The 17,656-nt window shown below is 62.3% G+C and carries 18 protein-coding genes; 5 read left to right on the forward strand and 13 right to left on the reverse strand.

The window, feature by feature from the left end:
• Window positions 1-8: 8 nt before the first annotated feature.
• The gene (locus AB3X89_RS04470) at window positions 9-482 is read right to left on the reverse strand and encodes a carboxypeptidase regulatory-like domain-containing protein (protein WP_176120497.1); all 474 of its coding nucleotides are present in this window, start codon (window positions 480-482) and stop codon (window positions 9-11) included.
• A gap of 406 nt (window positions 483-888) precedes the next feature.
• Here AB3X89_RS04470 and AB3X89_RS04475 point away from each other — a divergent pair, with 406 nt between their 5' ends.
• On the forward strand, window positions 889-1,899 hold the full coding sequence (locus AB3X89_RS04475; protein ID WP_368582025.1) for a dienelactone hydrolase family protein: 1,011 nt from the start codon (window positions 889-891) through the stop codon (window positions 1,897-1,899).
• 112 nt (window positions 1,900-2,011) lie between these two features.
• Here the strand turns inward: AB3X89_RS04475 and AB3X89_RS04480 are convergent, their stop codons facing one another.
• From AB3X89_RS04480 to AB3X89_RS04490, 3 genes are read right to left on the reverse strand one after another with little or no spacing between them, the layout of a single operon-like run.
• Window positions 2,012-3,016, reverse strand: a complete 1,005-nt coding sequence (locus AB3X89_RS04480; protein WP_368582026.1) for a substrate-binding domain-containing protein — start codon at window positions 3,014-3,016, stop codon at window positions 2,012-2,014.
• Window positions 3,017-3,045: 29 nt separating this feature from the next.
• A complete protein-coding gene (locus tag AB3X89_RS04485; protein ID WP_368582027.1) occupies window positions 3,046-4,086 on the reverse strand; it encodes an ABC transporter permease in 1,041 nt (346 codons plus the stop codon).
• Window positions 4,083-4,856, reverse strand: a complete 774-nt coding sequence (locus AB3X89_RS04490; protein ID WP_368582028.1) for an ATP-binding cassette domain-containing protein — start codon at window positions 4,854-4,856, stop codon at window positions 4,083-4,085. The genes AB3X89_RS04485 and AB3X89_RS04490 overlap by 4 nt, the downstream gene beginning before the upstream one ends.
• A 313-nt stretch (window positions 4,857-5,169) precedes the next feature.
• Here AB3X89_RS04490 and AB3X89_RS04495 point away from each other — a divergent pair, with 313 nt between their 5' ends.
• The 3 genes from AB3X89_RS04495 (at window position 5,170) to AB3X89_RS04505 (ending at window position 7,188) form a co-directional block, all read left to right on the forward strand.
• Window positions 5,170-5,355, forward strand: coding sequence for a hypothetical protein (locus tag AB3X89_RS04495; RefSeq protein WP_368582029.1), 186 nt, complete (start codon window positions 5,170-5,172; stop codon window positions 5,353-5,355).
• Between the two features lie 181 nt (window positions 5,356-5,536).
• Window positions 5,537-5,989 carry a universal stress protein gene (locus tag AB3X89_RS04500; RefSeq protein WP_368582030.1) on the forward strand — a complete coding sequence of 151 codons (453 nt, stop codon included), beginning with the start codon at window positions 5,537-5,539 and terminating at the stop codon, window positions 5,987-5,989.
• Between the two features lie 53 nt (window positions 5,990-6,042).
• Complete coding sequence (locus AB3X89_RS04505) at window positions 6,043-7,188, forward strand: alpha-hydroxy acid oxidase (protein ID WP_368582031.1); 1,146 nt, start codon at window positions 6,043-6,045, stop codon at window positions 7,186-7,188.
• 249 nt (window positions 7,189-7,437) lie between these two features.
• Here the strand turns inward: AB3X89_RS04505 and AB3X89_RS04510 are convergent, their stop codons facing one another.
• From AB3X89_RS04510 to AB3X89_RS04520, 3 genes are all read right to left on the reverse strand, one after another.
• Window positions 7,438-7,641, reverse strand: a complete 204-nt coding sequence (locus AB3X89_RS04510; RefSeq protein ID WP_368582032.1) for a DUF2970 domain-containing protein — start codon at window positions 7,639-7,641, stop codon at window positions 7,438-7,440.
• Between the two features lie 208 nt (window positions 7,642-7,849).
• A complete protein-coding gene (locus AB3X89_RS04515; RefSeq protein WP_368582034.1) occupies window positions 7,850-8,302 on the reverse strand; it encodes a DUF934 domain-containing protein in 453 nt (150 codons plus the stop codon).
• Complete coding sequence (locus AB3X89_RS04520) at window positions 8,299-10,089, reverse strand: nitrite/sulfite reductase (RefSeq protein ID WP_368582035.1); 1,791 nt, start codon at window positions 10,087-10,089, stop codon at window positions 8,299-8,301. The genes AB3X89_RS04515 and AB3X89_RS04520 overlap by 4 nt, the downstream gene beginning before the upstream one ends.
• 513 nt (window positions 10,090-10,602) lie before the next feature.
• Between AB3X89_RS04520 and AB3X89_RS04525 the strand changes: the two genes are divergently transcribed.
• Window positions 10,603-12,009, forward strand: a complete 1,407-nt coding sequence (locus AB3X89_RS04525) for a PLP-dependent aminotransferase family protein (RefSeq protein ID WP_368582036.1) — start codon at window positions 10,603-10,605, stop codon at window positions 12,007-12,009.
• 27 nt (window positions 12,010-12,036) lie between these two features.
• Here AB3X89_RS04525 and AB3X89_RS04530 read toward each other — a convergent pair whose 3' ends face one another.
• The 6 genes from AB3X89_RS04530 to AB3X89_RS04555 form a co-directional block, all read right to left on the reverse strand.
• Entirely contained in the window at window positions 12,037-12,810 is a 774-nt protein-coding gene (locus AB3X89_RS04530) for an ABC transporter permease (RefSeq protein ID WP_368582037.1), read from the reverse strand.
• Between the two features lie 64 nt (window positions 12,811-12,874).
• Window positions 12,875-14,065 (reverse strand): ABC transporter substrate-binding protein, encoded by a 1,191-nt coding sequence (locus AB3X89_RS04535; RefSeq protein WP_368582038.1) that lies wholly within the window; start codon window positions 14,063-14,065, stop codon window positions 12,875-12,877.
• A 12-nt stretch (window positions 14,066-14,077) separates the two neighbouring features.
• On the reverse strand, window positions 14,078-14,863 hold the full coding sequence (locus AB3X89_RS04540) for an ABC transporter ATP-binding protein (RefSeq protein ID WP_368582220.1): 786 nt from the start codon (window positions 14,861-14,863) through the stop codon (window positions 14,078-14,080).
• A complete protein-coding gene (locus AB3X89_RS04545) occupies window positions 14,863-15,960 on the reverse strand; it encodes an acyl-CoA dehydrogenase family protein (RefSeq protein WP_368582039.1) in 1,098 nt (365 codons plus the stop codon). The genes AB3X89_RS04540 and AB3X89_RS04545 overlap by 1 nt, the downstream gene beginning before the upstream one ends.
• The gene (locus AB3X89_RS04550) at window positions 15,957-16,523 is read right to left on the reverse strand and encodes a carboxymuconolactone decarboxylase family protein (RefSeq protein ID WP_368582041.1); all 567 of its coding nucleotides are present in this window, start codon (window positions 16,521-16,523) and stop codon (window positions 15,957-15,959) included. Before AB3X89_RS04550 ends, AB3X89_RS04545 begins: the two co-directional genes overlap by 4 nt.
• Before the next feature lie 104 nt (window positions 16,524-16,627).
• The gene (locus AB3X89_RS04555) at window positions 16,628-17,620 is read right to left on the reverse strand and encodes an AraC family transcriptional regulator (protein WP_368582042.1); all 993 of its coding nucleotides are present in this window, start codon (window positions 17,618-17,620) and stop codon (window positions 16,628-16,630) included.
• Window positions 17,621-17,656: the final 36 nt, after the last annotated feature.

Consider the following 17,656-nt stretch of genomic DNA (forward strand, 5'->3'; position numbering starts at 1 on the left):
GACCGCGCTTAGTGGCCGCCGGATGGGAACGAGAAAGTGGCGCGCGCGCTGCCATTGCCGCGGACGTTCACCGTCTGCTTCCTGGTCACGCCGCTGTAAGTGGCGCTGATCGTATAGCGCCCTTGAGGCAGCCGCACGAGCATGTACGGCCCCTTCGACGTGGCCTCGAACACGGAAGCGCCGCCTTTGGCGATCTGCACCTGGACGTCGGCCACATAGCTCGCACCGGGTCCCGTGAACTGCAGAGACAGCGGCCACTGCCTGCGTGCCTGCCGCAGCGCGGTCGACTCGTCGCGACCAACTCCGCCGGTTACGAACGATATGTCACCCTGCTGCTGCGTCGGTGGCATGCCGGTCCTGTGGATCTCGCTGGCGCTCTGCGGAGCAGCCGTCTGCGCCACTGCTACGCCTGCCTGCACCAGGGTGAACGCCGCGGCGAGCAGGGTCGACGCGATCCGGGGAGCGTTTCGTTGCATTTTCATCGTGACTGCTCCTTACAGTGTTGCCGACTGCCGGTTAGAGTGCGTGCCCGGTTCGTCGGGTGGAAGAACGCTTGCACCAGGTTGGAAACGCATCGCGCGCCGGGGGCCGGCCACGAGCGAGGGCACCTCACGACCACGGTCAGCAGCGGACTTATCACGAATAATACGACATAGGGCGCGTAGCAGAGTGTCGGCACGCCGATGAGTCACCGCCATGCACACCGCGCAACTGTTCCATGGCGTCGGTCAGCAATGTTTGAGCCAGTCCCCCGGACCAGAACTTATAAGACATTCTTCAGAACGTCGGGGCTAGGCGTCGCCTCGATCTTGAGAAGCCCATTCGATCGTCTATGTTCGAAGAGACGTTATTGGGCCGACGCGCCGTTGCGGTCAGGAGGATGTCGCCATGTCATTACTCGCGCAATCCGGTGCTGGACTGCGGCATCTATGTCTAGTCACATCGATAACCGTGGCGGCGGCCTTTTCTACTTCGATCGCTGCGCAGGTAGTGCGGACCGAGGTTCTACCGCTGCAGTCGGTCACGCTCACCGACGAGCAGTTCCTCGGCGGACACGAAGCGGGCAAGCCGGTCACCGTTGCCGGGGTGCTGAGCCTACCCAAGGCGGGTTCGGATCGTCTTCCTGCGATCGTCATGCTTCATCCGTCGGGAGGCATCAACAGCGGTATCACCGACTGGCAGCAGGAGTTCCTGGCGATGGGCGTCGCCACGTTCGTGGTCGACAGTTTCGCGGGGCGCGGTATCGTCAGCACGCTCAACGACCAGGGGCAACTGGGCCGGCTCGTGCAGCTCGAGGACGCGTATCGCGCACTCGACCTGCTCCAGAAGCATCCAAGAATCGATCCGGAGCGGGTGATACTGATGGGCGAATCACGCGGCGGACAACCAGCGTTATATGCCGACCTCAAACGGTTTCAACAATTGCATGGCCCCACTTCCGGCAAGGGCTTCGCCGGGTACATCGCGTTCTATCCGAACTGCAATACGACCTTCAGAGCCGATGACGATTTCGACGACAAGCCCGTGCTCGTTTTTCATGGCAGTGCAGATGAATTTGCTCCTGTCGCATCATGCCGCGCATACGTCGAAAGACTGCGCGCCAAGGGAAAAGACGTCAAGTTCATCGAGTACTCGGGGGCCCAGCATATGTTCGACTGGAAAGCCGCGGCGAAGCCCATCGTTCTCGCCAAGGCGCAGACCATAAGAAGCTGTCAACTGAGCGAAGCACAGAACGGCCAGATCATGGACGCAGCGACGGGCCAGCTTTTTACTTACAGCGATCCCTGCGTCGGGTATGGAGCGACCCTCGCGTACGACGAAAAGGCCGCAGTCGATGCCAGGAAGACCGTGCGCGAGTTCGTGGCGGGCACGCTCAAACTTGGCGCACCCGCTCCGTGACCCGGAAGGCCGGTTCGTTTGCGAACCTGCTGTCGAAGTCGTGCAGACATCCCCCGAACGCCTGGAGGCCTGACTGCCGGCGCTCTAGCCATTCCAAAAGCATCGCTCGTTCTTAGCGGATGCCGCGCTTGATCAGCGGAATCAGCGAGTCGATCGTCGCCGGTGTCTGCACACCTGCGCCGGTGTTGATGGTCAGTCCCGCGAAATGATAAGCAGCCGAAAGCACGCACTGCGTGACTGGCGGGAAGCCCTGCAGATAAAGCTGCTGGTCGAGCGTCGCAGTGAGGTACTTGTTCTGCAACCCGGAAATCGTGGCGGGCGCCAGATCGATGCCGCCCACGATGATTTGCCCCGGCTTCTTGCCAGCCTGCTGGAGCGCCTGCGGAATGAACCCGGTCACACCGCCGTGCTGCGTGCCGATCGCCTTCAGATCAGGGTGCGCCTGGATAAAGGCGACCAGGATCGGCACGGCGAGCGATGAATCGGCATCCACCTGCGGTGAGATGTTGAGCCTCGTCACCTTCACACCGGCCTTTTCCAGCGTCTCGGAAAGGCCACGGTCGGACTGGCTGCGCACACTCTCGTTGAAGACACCGTATTCGAGCGCCTCGTCGCCCTTCTTGAGTCCGGCGTTGAGCATCGCCTGAGCAGTGATCTGCCCGCCGATATAGAGTTCGACGCCGGCGTAGCCAAAGCCCTTCGCGTCGTAGAGCTTCTGGTTTTCGGGCAGCGGCGTATTGCCGACGGTAACGATGATGCCCTGGTCTACCGCCTGTTTGATCAGTGGTGCGAAGGCTGGATCGCCCGGATGGCCCATGATGCCGATACACGTCGGATGCGCCGCCATCGCCTGGCGAAACTGCGCAAGCATCGTCTCCGGACTCCAGGCCGAGAACTGCTCGATCACCTTGATGCCTAGCGCATGTCCCGCGTCCGCAGCGCCGGTCTGACGTGGCAGCGTCGCGCCGTCGCCGGGGTTTCCGCCCATCTGCATATACATCGTCATACCGGCGCCGAGCGGCCCCGTCGTGGTCGGCTCGGTGGCACCGGCGGTTGGCGCGAGGCCGAACGCAACAACGCTCGCGCCTAGTAGCAATCCCGTCATGATCTTGATCATTTCTGCTCCTATCTCCTGATTTAACGGCTTTATCTCCCGCCAAACCTGAGTTTTTCGCGCAACACACGCAGCCTGGCAGGGTTCTCGACCAACAGATGCAGGATCACGGCGACGATGAACACCACTCCTTCGATCGCCTGTACCCAGAAGCCGGCGATACCTGTCGCAACGATTCCCGCCTCCAGCATGCCAATCACGAAAGTGCCGAAGAACGTACCCACGATCGTCGCCGTGCCGCCGAACACCGAGGTTCCGCCGATGAACACGCCGGCCAGCGCCGGCAGCAGGTAGCCTTGCCCCTGGGTCGAGAAGTAGTTCAAGTTCTCGAGCGTGAGCAGCACCGTTGCGAAACCGGCCAGCACACCCATCAGCGTGAACAGTTTCACCGTCTCACGCGGCACATTGATGCCCACGACCTTCGCCACGTTGCGGTTGTCTCCGATGAACAGCACGTGCTCGCCGAAACGGTGGCGATTGAGGATGAACCACATGAATATGGCGAGCCCGAGCGCCCAGAGCGCTTGCATCGGGACCAGATCGAACAGCGTGCCCGCGAATACTGCATAGGCCGAACCGCTGGCGAGTTGCTGTAGCGCATTCGAAAGGCCGCCGGAAAGTATCGAAGCGACCCCGGCCCAGAGGAACTGTGTGCCGATTGTCACGATGATCGACGGCACGCCGACCACCGCGACCAACACCCCGTTCACCACGCCGACCAGCGCGCCGCCAGCCAACGCCGCAATAACGGCAAGCCAGGCCGAACCGGTGGTGTTCACGCACCAGGCGAACAGGAAGCCCGCGAATGCCATCACCGACGGGAACGAAAGATCGATCTCCCCAGCCGCAATCACCAGAGTCAGCCCGATCGCCAACACCACCAGCGGCGGAACGGTGGTCAGGAAGGAGAAGTAGATTGGCCAGCCCAGAAAGACCCGCGGTGCGGTCGCCATGAAAAGGCCGACCACCAACGCAAACACGACCACGCTCGGCAAACCTTCCAGGCGAGCAAAACCGGGCAGGCGAAAAAGCACTAACCGCGCCGGCCGTTTTTCTTTAATCGGATCGCTCACGTCCGTGTCCCCGCAACCGGCCCCGGCCCGTGCCCGCTCTGCTGCAGCGAAATCAGGAACCGGGTGAGTTCCTCGAGGCTCATCTCACCGGACTTGAATTCCGCGACGATCCGGCCACGATCGAGCACGACCAGTCGATCGGCGAGCTCGTGCACATGGGCAAGGTTATGTTCGATGTAGATGCAAGCGCGGCCGGAATCCTTGATCGAGCGCACGAAGTCGAGAACCTTGCGCACCTCGCTGATGGCGAGCGCCACCGTTGGTTCATCGAGAATGATCAGATCGCTTTCGAAATACATTGCGCGTCCGATCGCAATGCCCTGGCGCTCGCCACCGGAGAGTTTCGCAATCAACGAATCCGCGTCGATTCCCACGCCGCGGAAACCGAGCTGGTGCTTCAAGATTTCGTTGGCGATGCGCCGTTGTTCGGCAACGTTGATGAAACCGAACCGGTTGGTGATTTGCCGGCCGACAAAAAAATTACGCCATAGCGGCTGCTTCTCGCCCAGCGATTTTTCCTGATAGACCGTTTCGAAGCGCAAACGGTGCGCCTCGCGCACGGAAAAGCGGCTCCAGTCGACCTCCTCGTCCCGGATGAAAAGCTTGCCCGTGCTCGGCCGCACGACACCGGTCAGCACCTTGATGAGCGTCGATTTACCCGCGCCGTTGTCACCGATCAGGCCGACGATCTCGTTGCGCCCAATGGCGAGGTCGATGCCGGACAGCGCGCGTATCTTCCCGTAGGACAGGCTGATGCCCTGCGCGCGCACGATATGTCGCCAGGCGCTCGTAGCGCGCGCGGCATCGCTCGCCGTCACGCTACGCCCCAGCTCGAAGAAACCACAGTGATGTTGTGTACGACGATAGCCATAAAACCTTCCTTTTGCTTATCGATCGCCGCATCAACTTACATTGAGACTGTCTATGCAATTCAGCAAGATTTAAAGTCTAGTTCAAGAATCGCCCGACAGTGGCTAGAAAATGCCGGCGGGCGTGACAGCGCGGGCGTCACAGCGTCTATCACTCAAACCGGCCAGGGGACTATCATGAGAGAAGCTGCATTCATCAGCGCAGGAGCACATCATGACCTCCAGTCCATCCGCTGAGCCGACCGGCACCTCTCGCGACCCCGCGCAAACTTCCGCCGGCACGACTGGCCATCCCGATCCGAAGGGCTCGCAAAAACCGGCCCCAGACGACCTTCCTAACGCGGACGCGGCAGAGCCCGAGCCTCACGAGCATCTCCCGTCCAGAAGCGACGACAACTGATTCAACACCACAGGCGCCGACGCCGTCCGCGTGACGATCCGCGCGGCAGGTTCGCGAGTGGATCGCACATGCTTTCGCGCCGACGCCGCGAAGTCGGGGAGAGCTCGCGGTTCACGCAAACGGCCCGATGGATTTCGTCAGACGAAGTCGCGACCCGGTGTGAACCGCACAGGAGCAGATCATGCAGAACGTGCTGGTAGGTTATGACGGGTCGGCATCCGCGCAATATGCCGTGACTTTCGCGGCCGATCTGGCCAAGCGTTTCGACGCGCGCTTGCATGTTCTCGTCGTCGCGCGCACGCCGGACTGGGGTGCGATCGAAGTCGAGCGAAAAAATCTGATCGAGCTGGAAGTGCGCCATGCCAACGAGATCCTCGACGACGTCAAGGCGAAGCTCGCCGCTTCGAACGGAGCGGTGGAGTTCGATCTCGTGGTCGGGCCGCCGGCGAAAGAGATCGTGCTGTACGCGGAGCGGCATGCTATCGACCATCTCGTGGTGGGACATCGCGGACATACGCCGTTCGATCGCTGGCTGATCGGTTCGGTCGCCCGCCAGGTGCTCGCCTACGCGCCGTGCGCGGTCACCATCGTGCGCGATCCGGCGACCATGAAAAAAACGCGGCATGAGAACTGATCGTCCCTGAAATTTGGCCTTCCAGCAGGGCAAATCGGCGGCTACCTCGCAATATGCAAATAAGCGATTGCCATAACTTTCACGACTTCCGTGAACTGGCACGGCTCAGACTGCCGGGCCCGATCTTTAACTACATCGATGGCGCCGCCGACGACGAAGTGACCTATCGCCGGAACACCGCGAGCTTCCAGCAATGTGACCTGGTACCCAATGTGTTGCGGGGAGTTGGCGACGTGGATCTGTCGGTGCACGTGCTCGGCCAGCGGCTGGCGATGCCTGTGTATTGTTCCCCGACCGCACTGCAACGCCTTTTTCACCATGAAGGCGAACGCGCAGTGGCCGCTGCGGCGTCGAAGTACGGAACGATGTTCGGCGTTTCTTCGCTCGGCACGGTCAGCATGGAAGAGTTACGCAAAGCGTTCCCGACACCGCAGGTGTACCAGTTCTACTTCCATAAGGACCGCGGTTTAAACCGTGCAATGATGCAACGCGCCAAAGAGACTGGCATCGATGTGATGATGCTGACGGTCGACAGCATCACTGGCGGAAACCGCGAGCGCGATCTGCGTACAGGCTTCACCATCCCTTTCAGACTCACCTTGGGCGGTATGCTCCAATTCGCTCTGAAGCCGAAATGGGTTCTGAACTACGTCACGCATGAGCGCTTTTCCATGCCGCAATTGGAGACCCACGTCGACTTTGGCGGCGGTGCGATGTCGATTGGCCGCTACTTCACGGAAATGTTGGACCCTTCGATGAATTGGGACGACGTTGCCGAGATGGTCCGTGACTGGGACGGCCAGTTTTGCCTGAAGGGCGTGATGTCTGTCGACGACGCGAAGCGTGCGGCCGCAATTGGCTGTACCGGCATCGTGCTGTCCAATCATGGCGGCAGGCAGCTAGATGGATCGAGAGCCGCGTTCGATCAGCTTGCGGAGGTGGCAGATGCCGTGGGCGACAAGCTGGACGTCATCATGGATGGAGGAGTGCAACGCGGAACACATGTTCTGAAGGCTCTGGCTCTAGGGGCCAAAGCCGTTGGCGTCGGACGTTACTATTTGTTCCCGCTGGCAGCGGCTGGGCAGGCTGGCGTCGAGCGGGCACTGGCCTTGATGAAAACAGAATTAGAGCGGGGCATGAAATTGATGGGATGTAGCTCGGTCAGCGAGCTCTCTCGCGAAAGTCTTCGCTTTCGATAATTGCGACGGATTAGCCATCTTTCAGAGCACGCTGCTGATACGAGAAGATTGAGTCGAACACGGCATCAACATTGATGAGTTCGCCGATCATGTCACCGGCACGCAATTATTCTTGAAGAAATGGCGCTGCGAGATCCGAAGCCAGGGTCTTCGCCTACACTGCTGTGCCGACGAAAGAGAACGGGGCGCACAAAAATTGAAATCGCGCCCGTGAATCGCCCAATCGAGTCACCACCTCTGCTCTGCCGCTTAGAAACCCTGAGCGGTTATCGCAGGGTGTGTGACAAGCAATACGACACCCAGAATGCACCCGCCGATGAGGGCAGCCAGCCCAATTGCCACGAACGGCAGCCAGCTAAAGTTGACATGGGCGAAGTCGGCTTCGTGGGCGGCTCGATTGCGCACTCCGAAGAAACTCCACAGAACGATGCGCGCCATCCGGATGAGTTCCATCACTTCCTCCTGTTCGTTTGATCACGTTGACTAATGTTCATGCTTCTCACGGATTCAGAACAGCAGCAGTTGTGATCAATTTGAGGAATGCAGCCGGGGCTGGCCGACTCTGACACTTCAGCACAGGTATTCACGCGCCGGCATCGCCGCAGCCTTACTTCTGGCGATGCAGTGAGCAAATCGCAGCGATATACCTGCTGCGCCGCGCTCAGGCTTTTTCTTCGTGCGATACCGGCAAAATGGACGCAGCCGACGCGACACCTATACCAGTCTCGCCATACGGCGCCTCGCGCACAACATCGCCCTGATAAAACCCGGTGAAGCGTTTGAGTTGACGCTGCGCGTCTTGCACGGCGACGTTTTCGTCCAGTACCGCGCTTGAAAAGCCCATGCGCTCCATCTGCATCAGTTGATCGACCAGTACCTCGCCCGTCGCCCTCAAGTCTCCGTTGAAGCCGAGCCGGCGGCGCACGAGGTACGCCTGCGAGTACGCGCGTCCATCGGTGAAGGTGGGGAAATGCAACTCGACGCGCGCGGCGGCTGAAATATCGGCCGCATACGCGAGCGGATCGGCATCGTTAGGCAAAGCGAGTACGGGCGCCGCTGCATCGGCGGCATGGTCGTGCGCGGCGAGCAGGCGAATGCGTGCCGGGGTCTTCATACGCGCTCCTGCGCCGTGGCGCGAACCGCGTCCGCGGCAGCCTTGAATGGATCGAGTCCGACCCGGCGCACGGTTTCGATGAAAGTCTCGCGACGTTCGCCGCGCCGCTCGCGCAACGCCACATAGCGGCCGAGCACCGCGTCGACGACATCGGTCACTTCATGTGACGCGAACGACGGGCCGATGACCTTGCCGGAGCGGGCGTCGCCGCTGCGCGCGGAGCCATCCGCGCCGCCGAGCGTGACCTGATACCACTCCGCGCCATCCTTGTCGACGCCAAGAATGCCGATATGCCCGCTGTGATGATGGCCGCACGAATTGATACAGCCGCTGATATGCAGATCGACCTCGCCAATGTCGTTCAATTCGTCGAGGTCCTGATAGCGCTCCATGATGCTCTGTGCGATCGGCAACGAGCGGGCGTTGGCGAGCGCGCAGAAGTCGCCGCCGGGGCAGGAAATCATATCGGTGAGCAGATGCACATTGGCGCTTGCGAGCTGCACCGCGACCGCCGCGTGCCAGAGCGCGAGCAGGTCGTCGACGTGGACCCACGGCAGCACGATGTTCTGCGTGTGCGTGACGCGCGCTTCTCCCGACGAAAAGCGGTCCACCAGATCCGCCACGCGTTCGAGCTGTTCCGCCGATGCATCGCCGGGCGCCTGCAATGGCCGCTTGAACGACAGCGTGACGATGCGCATGGACGGGTCCTTGTGCGGCGCGACGTTGCGCTCCAGCCAGCGCTGCAATTGCGGCGTCTGCCGCGCAGCGGCTTGCAGCGCGGCAGCAGCGGCCGGGTCGGCAGCTCGGCGCTCGGCCGCTGCCGGCGGCACGACGAAATACGTGCTGATGCGGTCGAACTCGGCTTGCGGAATCGTGTGCGGACCGCCGTCGTGATCCACGATCTGCCGGAACTCTTCCTCTACTTCGTCGATGAAGCGCTGGCCTTCGGCCTTCACGAGGATCTTGATACGCGCCTTGTATTTGTTGTCGCGCCGTCCGAACTGGTTGTACACGCGGACCACTGCCTCGATGTAATTCATGATGTGCCGCCACGGCAGAAACTCGCGCAACACAGTGCCGATGACCGGCGTGCGGCCCATGCCCCCGCCCACCGATACGCGAAAGCCCAGCTCGCCATTTTGGTCGCGCACGAGGCGCAGTCCCACGTCGTGCCATCCGGTCGCCGCGCGGTCCTCCTTAGCGCCGGTGATCGCGATCTTGAACTTGCGCGGCAGAAACGCGAACTCGGGATGCAGCGTGGTCCACTGGCGCATGATTTCGGCGAAGGGCCGCGGGTCGGCGATCTCGTCCGGTGCCACACCTGCCCGCTCATCGCATGAAATGTTGCGGATGCAGTTGCCGCTGGTCTGAATGCCGTGCATGTTGACCGTGGCGAGGAGGTCCATCACGTCGGCGGCTTTCGACAGCGGTATCCAGTTGAATTGAACATTGGTGCGTGTCGTGAAGTGCGCTTGATTGGTAGGCAAGCGCACGGTGCCGAGCTTGCGCTGAGCCTCCATTGCCTGCCGGTACACCTCTGCTTCGGGCTCGTCGTATTCGCGTGCAATTCGCGCGAGCACGCGAAGCTGGGCGCTGGAGAGCTCGCCATACGGAACCGCGACACGCAGCATCGGCGCGTGCCGCTGGACGTACCAGCCGTTTTGCAGGCGCAGCGGGCGAAACGCATCCTCGCTCAGCCTGCCGTCTTGCCAGCGTTCGATCTGGTCGCGAAACTGGGCCGCGCGGCTTTGCACGAAGGCTTTGTCGAATTCGTTGTAGCGGTACATAGTGCGGAAATGGCGGACGTGTGGTTCACACGGAATAAGGAAAATATCGCGCCGCAGTAGCCGCCTCAAGCAGCAGATGGCGCTTAATGGAGCGCAGCAGCTCTCGCCCCGCACTGATTCAGCGAGGGGTCGGCTGGAGGGCGCTTGCGGGTCGATCGTGCGTCCCGATGGCCTGGGCAAGACGTCGCATTCCTTCTCCGATCTGATCGGCCGTCGCACTCGCGAACGATAGGCGAAGATGCACGCTGCCATATAGCCGCCCCGAGGCTCTCAGGTGATCATCGTGAATACAGCCAAAGCCCGACCTTCCCCGAATCGTCTGCGACTGTCCGCAGCGGTGAGTGGGAGAGTCCAGGCTGTGACAACGGCGACGGGCATCAGCATCTGGCAGGCGGCCGCGCCGCTTTCGAGCCATACTGTGCGCCGACAAGCTCGCCGAACGTTCACATCTCCAAACATCACATGACGTCCAACGCCGAGTAACATGCGACAAACATTCCAACAAAGTCCAACATGACCCGCTACGAGGCACTCGCCACCACGATCGCTGAAGAGATCCGAGCCGGCCATATTCCGATCGGCTCTCGCCTTCCATCCCTGCGCTATATCATCGCGCAGCATGGCGTCAGTCAGTCGACCGTTCTGCGTGCGTACTATCTGCTCGAGGAGTGGGGGCTCATTCGTGCCGAGGAGCGTTCCGGTTTTTACGTCACACCGGGTGCGGGAGTCCAGCAAGCGGTTTCCATGCAGGCGGCAACACTCGCGGAGTCCGCGAAGGTAGACATTTCGGATCTCGTCTTTTCAGTGCTCGATGCGGCAAAGCATCCTGGCATCGTGCCGCTTGGCTCCGCTTTTCCTTCCCCTCTGCTCTTTCCGTCCGCCAGGCTCCTCAAGTCGCTGGCACAGGGCACGCGCTCGCTGAGCCCGTGGAGTACCGTCGCGGACCTGCCACCGGGCAATGACCACCTGCGTCGCCAGATCGTGCTGCGCTACGTCGGCTCGGGCCTCTCCGTGGCAACCGAGGAAATCGTCGTGACAAACGGCGCTCTGGAAGCGCTCAATCTCTGTCTGATGGCGGTGACGCGCCCGGGCGACGTCATCGCGGTCGAGTCGCCTGGCTTTTACGCCGCATTGCAGGCCATCGAGCGGCTCGACCTGCGCGCGGTCGAGATTCCCGTCGATCCGGTCACGGGACTGGACCTCGACGCACTCGCGGTCGCGCTCGATAAGCATCCGATCCGCGCCTGCTGGTTCATGACGAATTTTCAGAATCCGACCGGCGTGACGCTCTCGGTGGAAAAAAAGAAAGCGCTCGTCGAGCTACTGGCCAAGCGCGAAATACCGCTGATCGAAGATGACGTCTATCAGGAGCTTCACTTCAGCCGTGATCGGCCGCTGCCGGCGAAAGCCTTCGACACCAAGGGCCTCGTCATGCACTGCAGTTCGTTCTCGAAGACGCTCGCGCCCGGCTACCGGATCGGCTGGGTAGCGGCTGGCCGATTCGCCGACCGGGTGCAACGGCTCAAGCTGATGACGACGCTGTCGGCCAGCATTCCGGTACAGGCCGGAATTGCCGACTATCTGCAATATGGCGGCTATGACAAGCATTTGCGCAAGCTGCGCAATGCGTTCAAGTCACAGCTAGCGTCAATGGATGCCGCGCTTCGGCGTTCGTTGCCGCGCGACGTGCGATGGACCCTTCCCAATGGGGGCTACTTTCTCTGGCTTCAGTTGCCCAACGCGGTCGATGCGATGGCGCTTCATCGACGCGCCATCGCCCACGGCATCAGTATTGCGCCCGGGCCGATCTTCTCCGCTACCCACTCGTTCGAAAACTGCATCCGCCTGAACTTCGGCCACCCATGGGATACCTCGATCGATGAGGCTGTGCGAGTACTTGCGGACATCCTCAAAAGCTGACCGGCTGTGTGATTCGCGCGCCCCGCTTCAATCCTGGCCCGGCATGCCGCCGACAAACTTCCGCGCGGCGCGCGCGGCGCAGTCCAGTGCAAACCCGAGCGCGCCAATGATCACAACGACGGCGGTCAAATCGCCGTAGGCGAGGCGGTCCCGTGCATCGAGGACGAGATAACCCAGCCCCGAGCTGACCCCGAGCATTTCGGCCGGCACCAGCACTATCCACAGGATGCCGATTGCGAGCCGCACGCCAGTCAGCACGTGCGAGGCGACACCCGGCACATACACGTGCCACAACATCTCGAGCCTCGTCGCAGCGAGCGACTCGCCTAGCTGCACCCACCGGCGATCGATGTGCGCCACCCCTGCCGCGGTGCTCATCGACAGTGGCCACACGGCCGCGAAGGTCAGCAGGAAATACACAGCGCGATCGCCGATGCCGAGCGACATCACCGCGATGGGCATCCACGAGAGCGGCGAGATCATGCGCAGAAACTGCAGCGTCGGTGAGAACGTCGTTTCGAAGCGCTTCGAGCGGCCGAGTGCAAAGCCCAGCGGAACGCCGACGACGAGCGCCCAGCCAAGGCTAACCGCGACGCGGCGCAGACTTGCTGCCACATGCGACAACAGATGCTCGTCGGCGACGAGCCCCGGCAATGCCGCCAGCGCATGCAGCGGTGAAAACTGCGCAACGAAGCCGTCGGCGCCGCCAGGCAGTGTCACCGCCGCCCACCAGGCGACGATCGCGATCGCGCCGCCCAGCAATCCCAGTAGCGCGTTCGGCAGGCGCCGCGAGCGCTGCACTGCCCTGTCCCCGTCGGCGTGACTCGCAGTGCGCGATGAACTCACCGTCCGTGATGAAAGACTACTAGACAATCACAGTCTCCCTTCTTTCGAATCCGTCCGGCAAACCGAATGCCTGCATGCCGCCAACCGATGTAATGCTTCGTCTCACGAATCGCTCGTCGACGAGATCACCCGCGACGAACTTCGGGTCCAGCTGTGCAACGAACGCCTGGTTACCGTCGATCTTTGTCGCCTTGAGCCGCCGCACGAGTTCCTCGGTGTACGACGGATACGGATAGGGCTGAAAATCGATCCGCTTCTGGTGCCAATCGGCGTGAACGATTGCCCGGTCTCCGAGGTAGCGGCCCTCGCCTGCCGCGGACGGCGCCAGCACATCGGTAAGCACCTCCGCCGTATGCGGTGTGTAGTGGTCCGCCCCCGAACGCGAAAGCAGTTGCGCCGCTTCCTGCGGATGCGCGCGCGTCCACAGTTGAGCCTGCACGATCGCGTCCACCACCTTCTGCGTCCACTGCGGACGGCCGGTGATATCCCGTTCGTGCATGAACACCACGCAGCAGGCGTGGTTGCGCCACACGTCGCCGGTGAAGCGCAGGACCTTGCCCACCTGCATCTTTTCGGCCGCGGCGTTGAACGGCTCCGCGACGATGAAGCCGCCAATCTGTTTTGCAGCAAGCGCGGGCGGCATATCGGAAGGCGCCATCGCGACGAGACGAACTTCATTGCGCTCGAGCGGACCGCTCTTCGTCAGCACGGGCGTCAGGCCATACTCGCGCAACAGGTCCTGCAACACGATGTTATGAATCGAGTACCAGAACGGCACCGCTACGGTCTTGCCACCAAGATCGTTCACCGTCGAAATGTCCGGCGCGACGGTGAGAGCCGACCCGTTGACGTGATTCCACGCGACGATCTTTGCCGGTGCCTTGGCTCCATAGCGTGCCCATACCGTCATCGGAGAAAGCAGATGCACCACGTTCACCTGGCCTGACAGGAACGCTTCGACGAGTTGAGCCCAACTGCGCAGCAGTACGGGCTTGTCCGCCTGCAAACCGGCAGCAGCGAAATAGCCCTTGTTATGTGCGACGAGCAGCGGCGCGGCATCGGTGATAGGCAGGTAACCGATGCGTACGGGTGCATCGGGTTCGGCGTTCGCACGGGCATCGAAAGCACTCAGCAACGGTGCCGCGCCAGTCACGGTCAGCATCGCGGCGAGCTTGAGCCAGTCGCGACGGGAAATAGGGTGTTCGCACATTAAACGCATTCCTCAGTCGTTGTGGGAGGAAACGGATGAAGGCATCGAATCGCGTAACGCTTCCAGGATTCGCAGCCGCAACGCGCCGAGCCTCTGCAGATGTTCGACGCGTGGGTAACGGATGTCGATGTCCAGTTCCAGCGCCAGCGTGCCGCGCCGGCCAAGCACCGCCACGCGGTCGGAGACGAGCAGTGCTTCATCGATGTCGTGCGTGACGAGCAGCGTTGCTGCCTGCGTGTCGGCGACAACCTGTTTCAGCAGTTTCTGCATCCCCTCGCGGGTGATTTCATCCAGCGCCCCGAACGGTTCGTCGAGGACCAATACTTTTGGCCGCCGGGCCACGCAACGCGCCAGAGCCACGCGCTGCGCCATGCCGCCAGACAGCTGTGAAGGCACCAGGTCTCGCGCGTGTGCGAGCCCGACTTCTTCGAGCGCCGCGGCCACACGCGCCCGGCGTTCAGCAGCGGACAACTTCGTCTGTCTCGCGAAGCCCAGTCCGAATGCGACGTTGCGCTCCACCGACAACCAGGGCAGCAGGCAGGGGTCCTGAAAGGCAATGGCCACGTCCGGGCGCGGACCACTGACGGGCTCGCCATCGATCAGGACGGTGCCGCGCGTTGCCGCGGACAGTCCCGCCACGACCCGCAGCAACGACGATTTGCCCGCCCCGCTCGGACCCAGGATCGACACGATCTCGCCGCGTCGCACGCTATACGTCACGCCATCGATAACCCGACGCTGTCCGTAGCTGAGCGCGATGTCGTGGAGTTCCACGTGAGGTGCGACGAACTCGGCCATCATTCGGTCCTGGCATGCAGCGCAAGCTGGTGCTTGAGTTGCACGATGCTCGGCGTGACGATCGGCACGAACGACGCCTCGCGCACGCGACGCGCAACGGCCGACTGCTCGCGCAGATAGCCCTGTCCGCCGCTCGCCTGGACCTCGAGGTTGACGGCCGATGCCACCAGCGACGCCAGCGCAATGCGCAGGCGGAAAAGGTTCGGCGCATCCTCGATATACGTCTGAGCCGCAATGCCCGTGCATAGCTGGTCCGTCAACCGTGCAAGCTCGTCGGCAAGCTGTTCGGCGTCTGCGGCCAGCGCCAGCCTCGATGCCGGACGGGCCAGCGCCACGGCCGCGAGCGCGCGACGCGCAAGACCAAGCGACAGGCCGCACTGCAAGCCCAGGAAGCCGGGACGCACTCGAGTCAGGAACGTACTCGCGTCGGCGGCGATCATCCAGCGTTCGTCGAGCTGTGCGCCCTCGATCTTCAACGCGGCGGTATTGCTCGCGCGCAATGCGATCAGGTCGAGATCGGCGCTACGCCCAACGCCGGGAAGATCGTGCGGAACCGCGAAAATCGACGGCTTGCCGCTGTCCGCGTGATCGAACGCTGCTGCCACCAGAAATCCCTCGGGACGCAGATTCGTGATCCACGGCAGACTCCCCGACAGCGCCCAGCGACGCGCGCCGGACCCATTGGCTGCAACCGGTTCGGCCCTCATCTGCAACGGCTCCAGCGCGGACAGGTACTTCATTGCGTTCGACAGGCCGGTTGCGCCCGCGACCTCGCCACTCAGCAGTGGCGCGAGCCACGTGTCGCGCAGCCCGGCGTTCGGACTGTGCAACAGGTATTCGATAAAGGTCCGATGGCCCCAGAACACGAACGCGGCGCTCAGCGAGTGGGACGCAACCTGCGCGATCGCTTCGACCGCATCGGTCGCGGCACCACCACGACCGCCGGCATAGGTAGCGGGAACGCCAACGCCGAAGAGTCCGGCGGCGGCAAGCCGCGGCACGATTTCACGTGCGTGCCCCGCGCTCGAGTCGAGCGACTCCGCGTGCTTGTCGAGCCATACGGCAAGATCGGCGGGGACGAAAGAAGCGGTACTCATACTGTTTGCGTCCCGGGTTCCCAACGATAGTCGGCCAACTGCGGATTGAGATCATTGCGAGCGAGGTTGTTCGCGAAGTTGCAGAGCGTCGCAAGACTCACGCCGAGGACCACTTCGAGCGCGTTCGCATTGGTAAAGCCAGCCGCCAGGAACGCCGTGAGTTCCGAGTCGGCGACAGCGCCGCGCGCGGCGATCACCGCGCGCGTGAATACAGCGACCGCGTCGAGCCGCGCGTCGGGCAGCGGCTGCTGCGCACGCAGCGCATCCACCAGCGCCGGGGCAAGTTGTGCTTTCTTCAACGCAACCGCGGTGTGACCCGCCACACAGAAACCGCAACCGTGAATCGCCGCAGCCGTGATCTGAACCGTTTCACGCTCGGCCAACGTCAGTCCGCCGCGCGAGTTGATTTCTCCGACGCTCAGGTACGTTTCCAGCGCCACAGGCGCATTCGCCAGCGCGGCAACGAGGTTTGGCAGGAAACCATTTGCGGCCAGTGAGCGCTGAAGAAACGGGCGGCTCACCTCGGGCGCGCTCTCGATAGTCTGCAGGGGCAGGCGGCTCATATTGCACTCCTTTCAGTTGGAGACGTATTCTGTGCGCCGTGCCCGATTGCCAACAAGTCGAAACCATCTCTAATTTCTGCCCGATTGTCTTTGACCGCTGCTGCTCAATGAATCGCGCCGCTTTGTATGGAGCTTGTCTGTTGGTCGCGCACTACGGGATGACCGCGCCGCCATGATCCGGGCTGTACTCCGATCACGCGCTGGAACGCACGCGCGAATGCCGACTCGGAATGGTAGCCAACCTGCTCGATCACTTTCGCGGTCGATGCGCCATGCGCAAGCATGGTGGCGGCCAGTTTCATTCTGACGAGGGCGACGAACTGTGCAGGCGGCTGACCGGCAAGCTCGCCGAACAGCCGGCAAAATCGCGAACGGGACATATGGACGAAGGCGGCCATCGTCTGCGTCGTCCAGCACTTCTCGGGAGTCTCGACGATGGCGCCGGCCAGTTGCGCGAACGCGGGGTGCCGCAACAGTCGCCAGAAGCTTGGCACCGCATCCTCGTCGCGATCATGTGCGCGCAACGCGTACACAAAAAGCAGACCGGTGAGCCGGGCGAGAACCGGCGACACTGTATCGGCGCCGCCCAACGCTTCGTCCCGAATCAGGCGGAAGATCGTGCGTGCCTTTTCCATCGACGGGTGGTCGTGGCGCGCAATGATCCTTTCCGGCAACAGCCCGACCAGCAGCCCGTCGAGCGCCGACGCGAATTCGAAGAAACCGCAGGCAATGCCAACGCCCGCCCCGGTCCGCTCGTGAGTCTGCCCGGGTTCGAGTGGCGTCATCACGCCCATGCGCGCGGTCTCGCTGCCGGCCGCCGGCGGCTCGGCTGACGGCGACAGACAATGCGGAACATCTCGCACCAGAAACGCTGCATCACCGGCTTGCAAGCGGATGCTGTGTGCCGCCCGTTCCGGTCCGGCTGCGACATGTAGCCAGCACTCGCCATACAGCACGACATGAAAGCTGGCGAGGTGACGGCCTGCCGTCGATGCTTGCCACGTGCCGCAGTACTGCCCAACGTGAAACACCGTGCTCTTTAGTTCGAGACTGGAAAGCAGCCAGTCGGTCATTTCGTCCGTGGAATCACTCAGCATGCTCAGACACCCGAGAAACAAAATACCTTCCAGAGT

Source organism: Paraburkholderia sp. BR14320 (genome assembly GCF_040948665.1).
GTDB classification, from domain to species: Bacteria; Pseudomonadota; Gammaproteobacteria; order Burkholderiales; family Burkholderiaceae; genus Paraburkholderia; species Paraburkholderia youngii.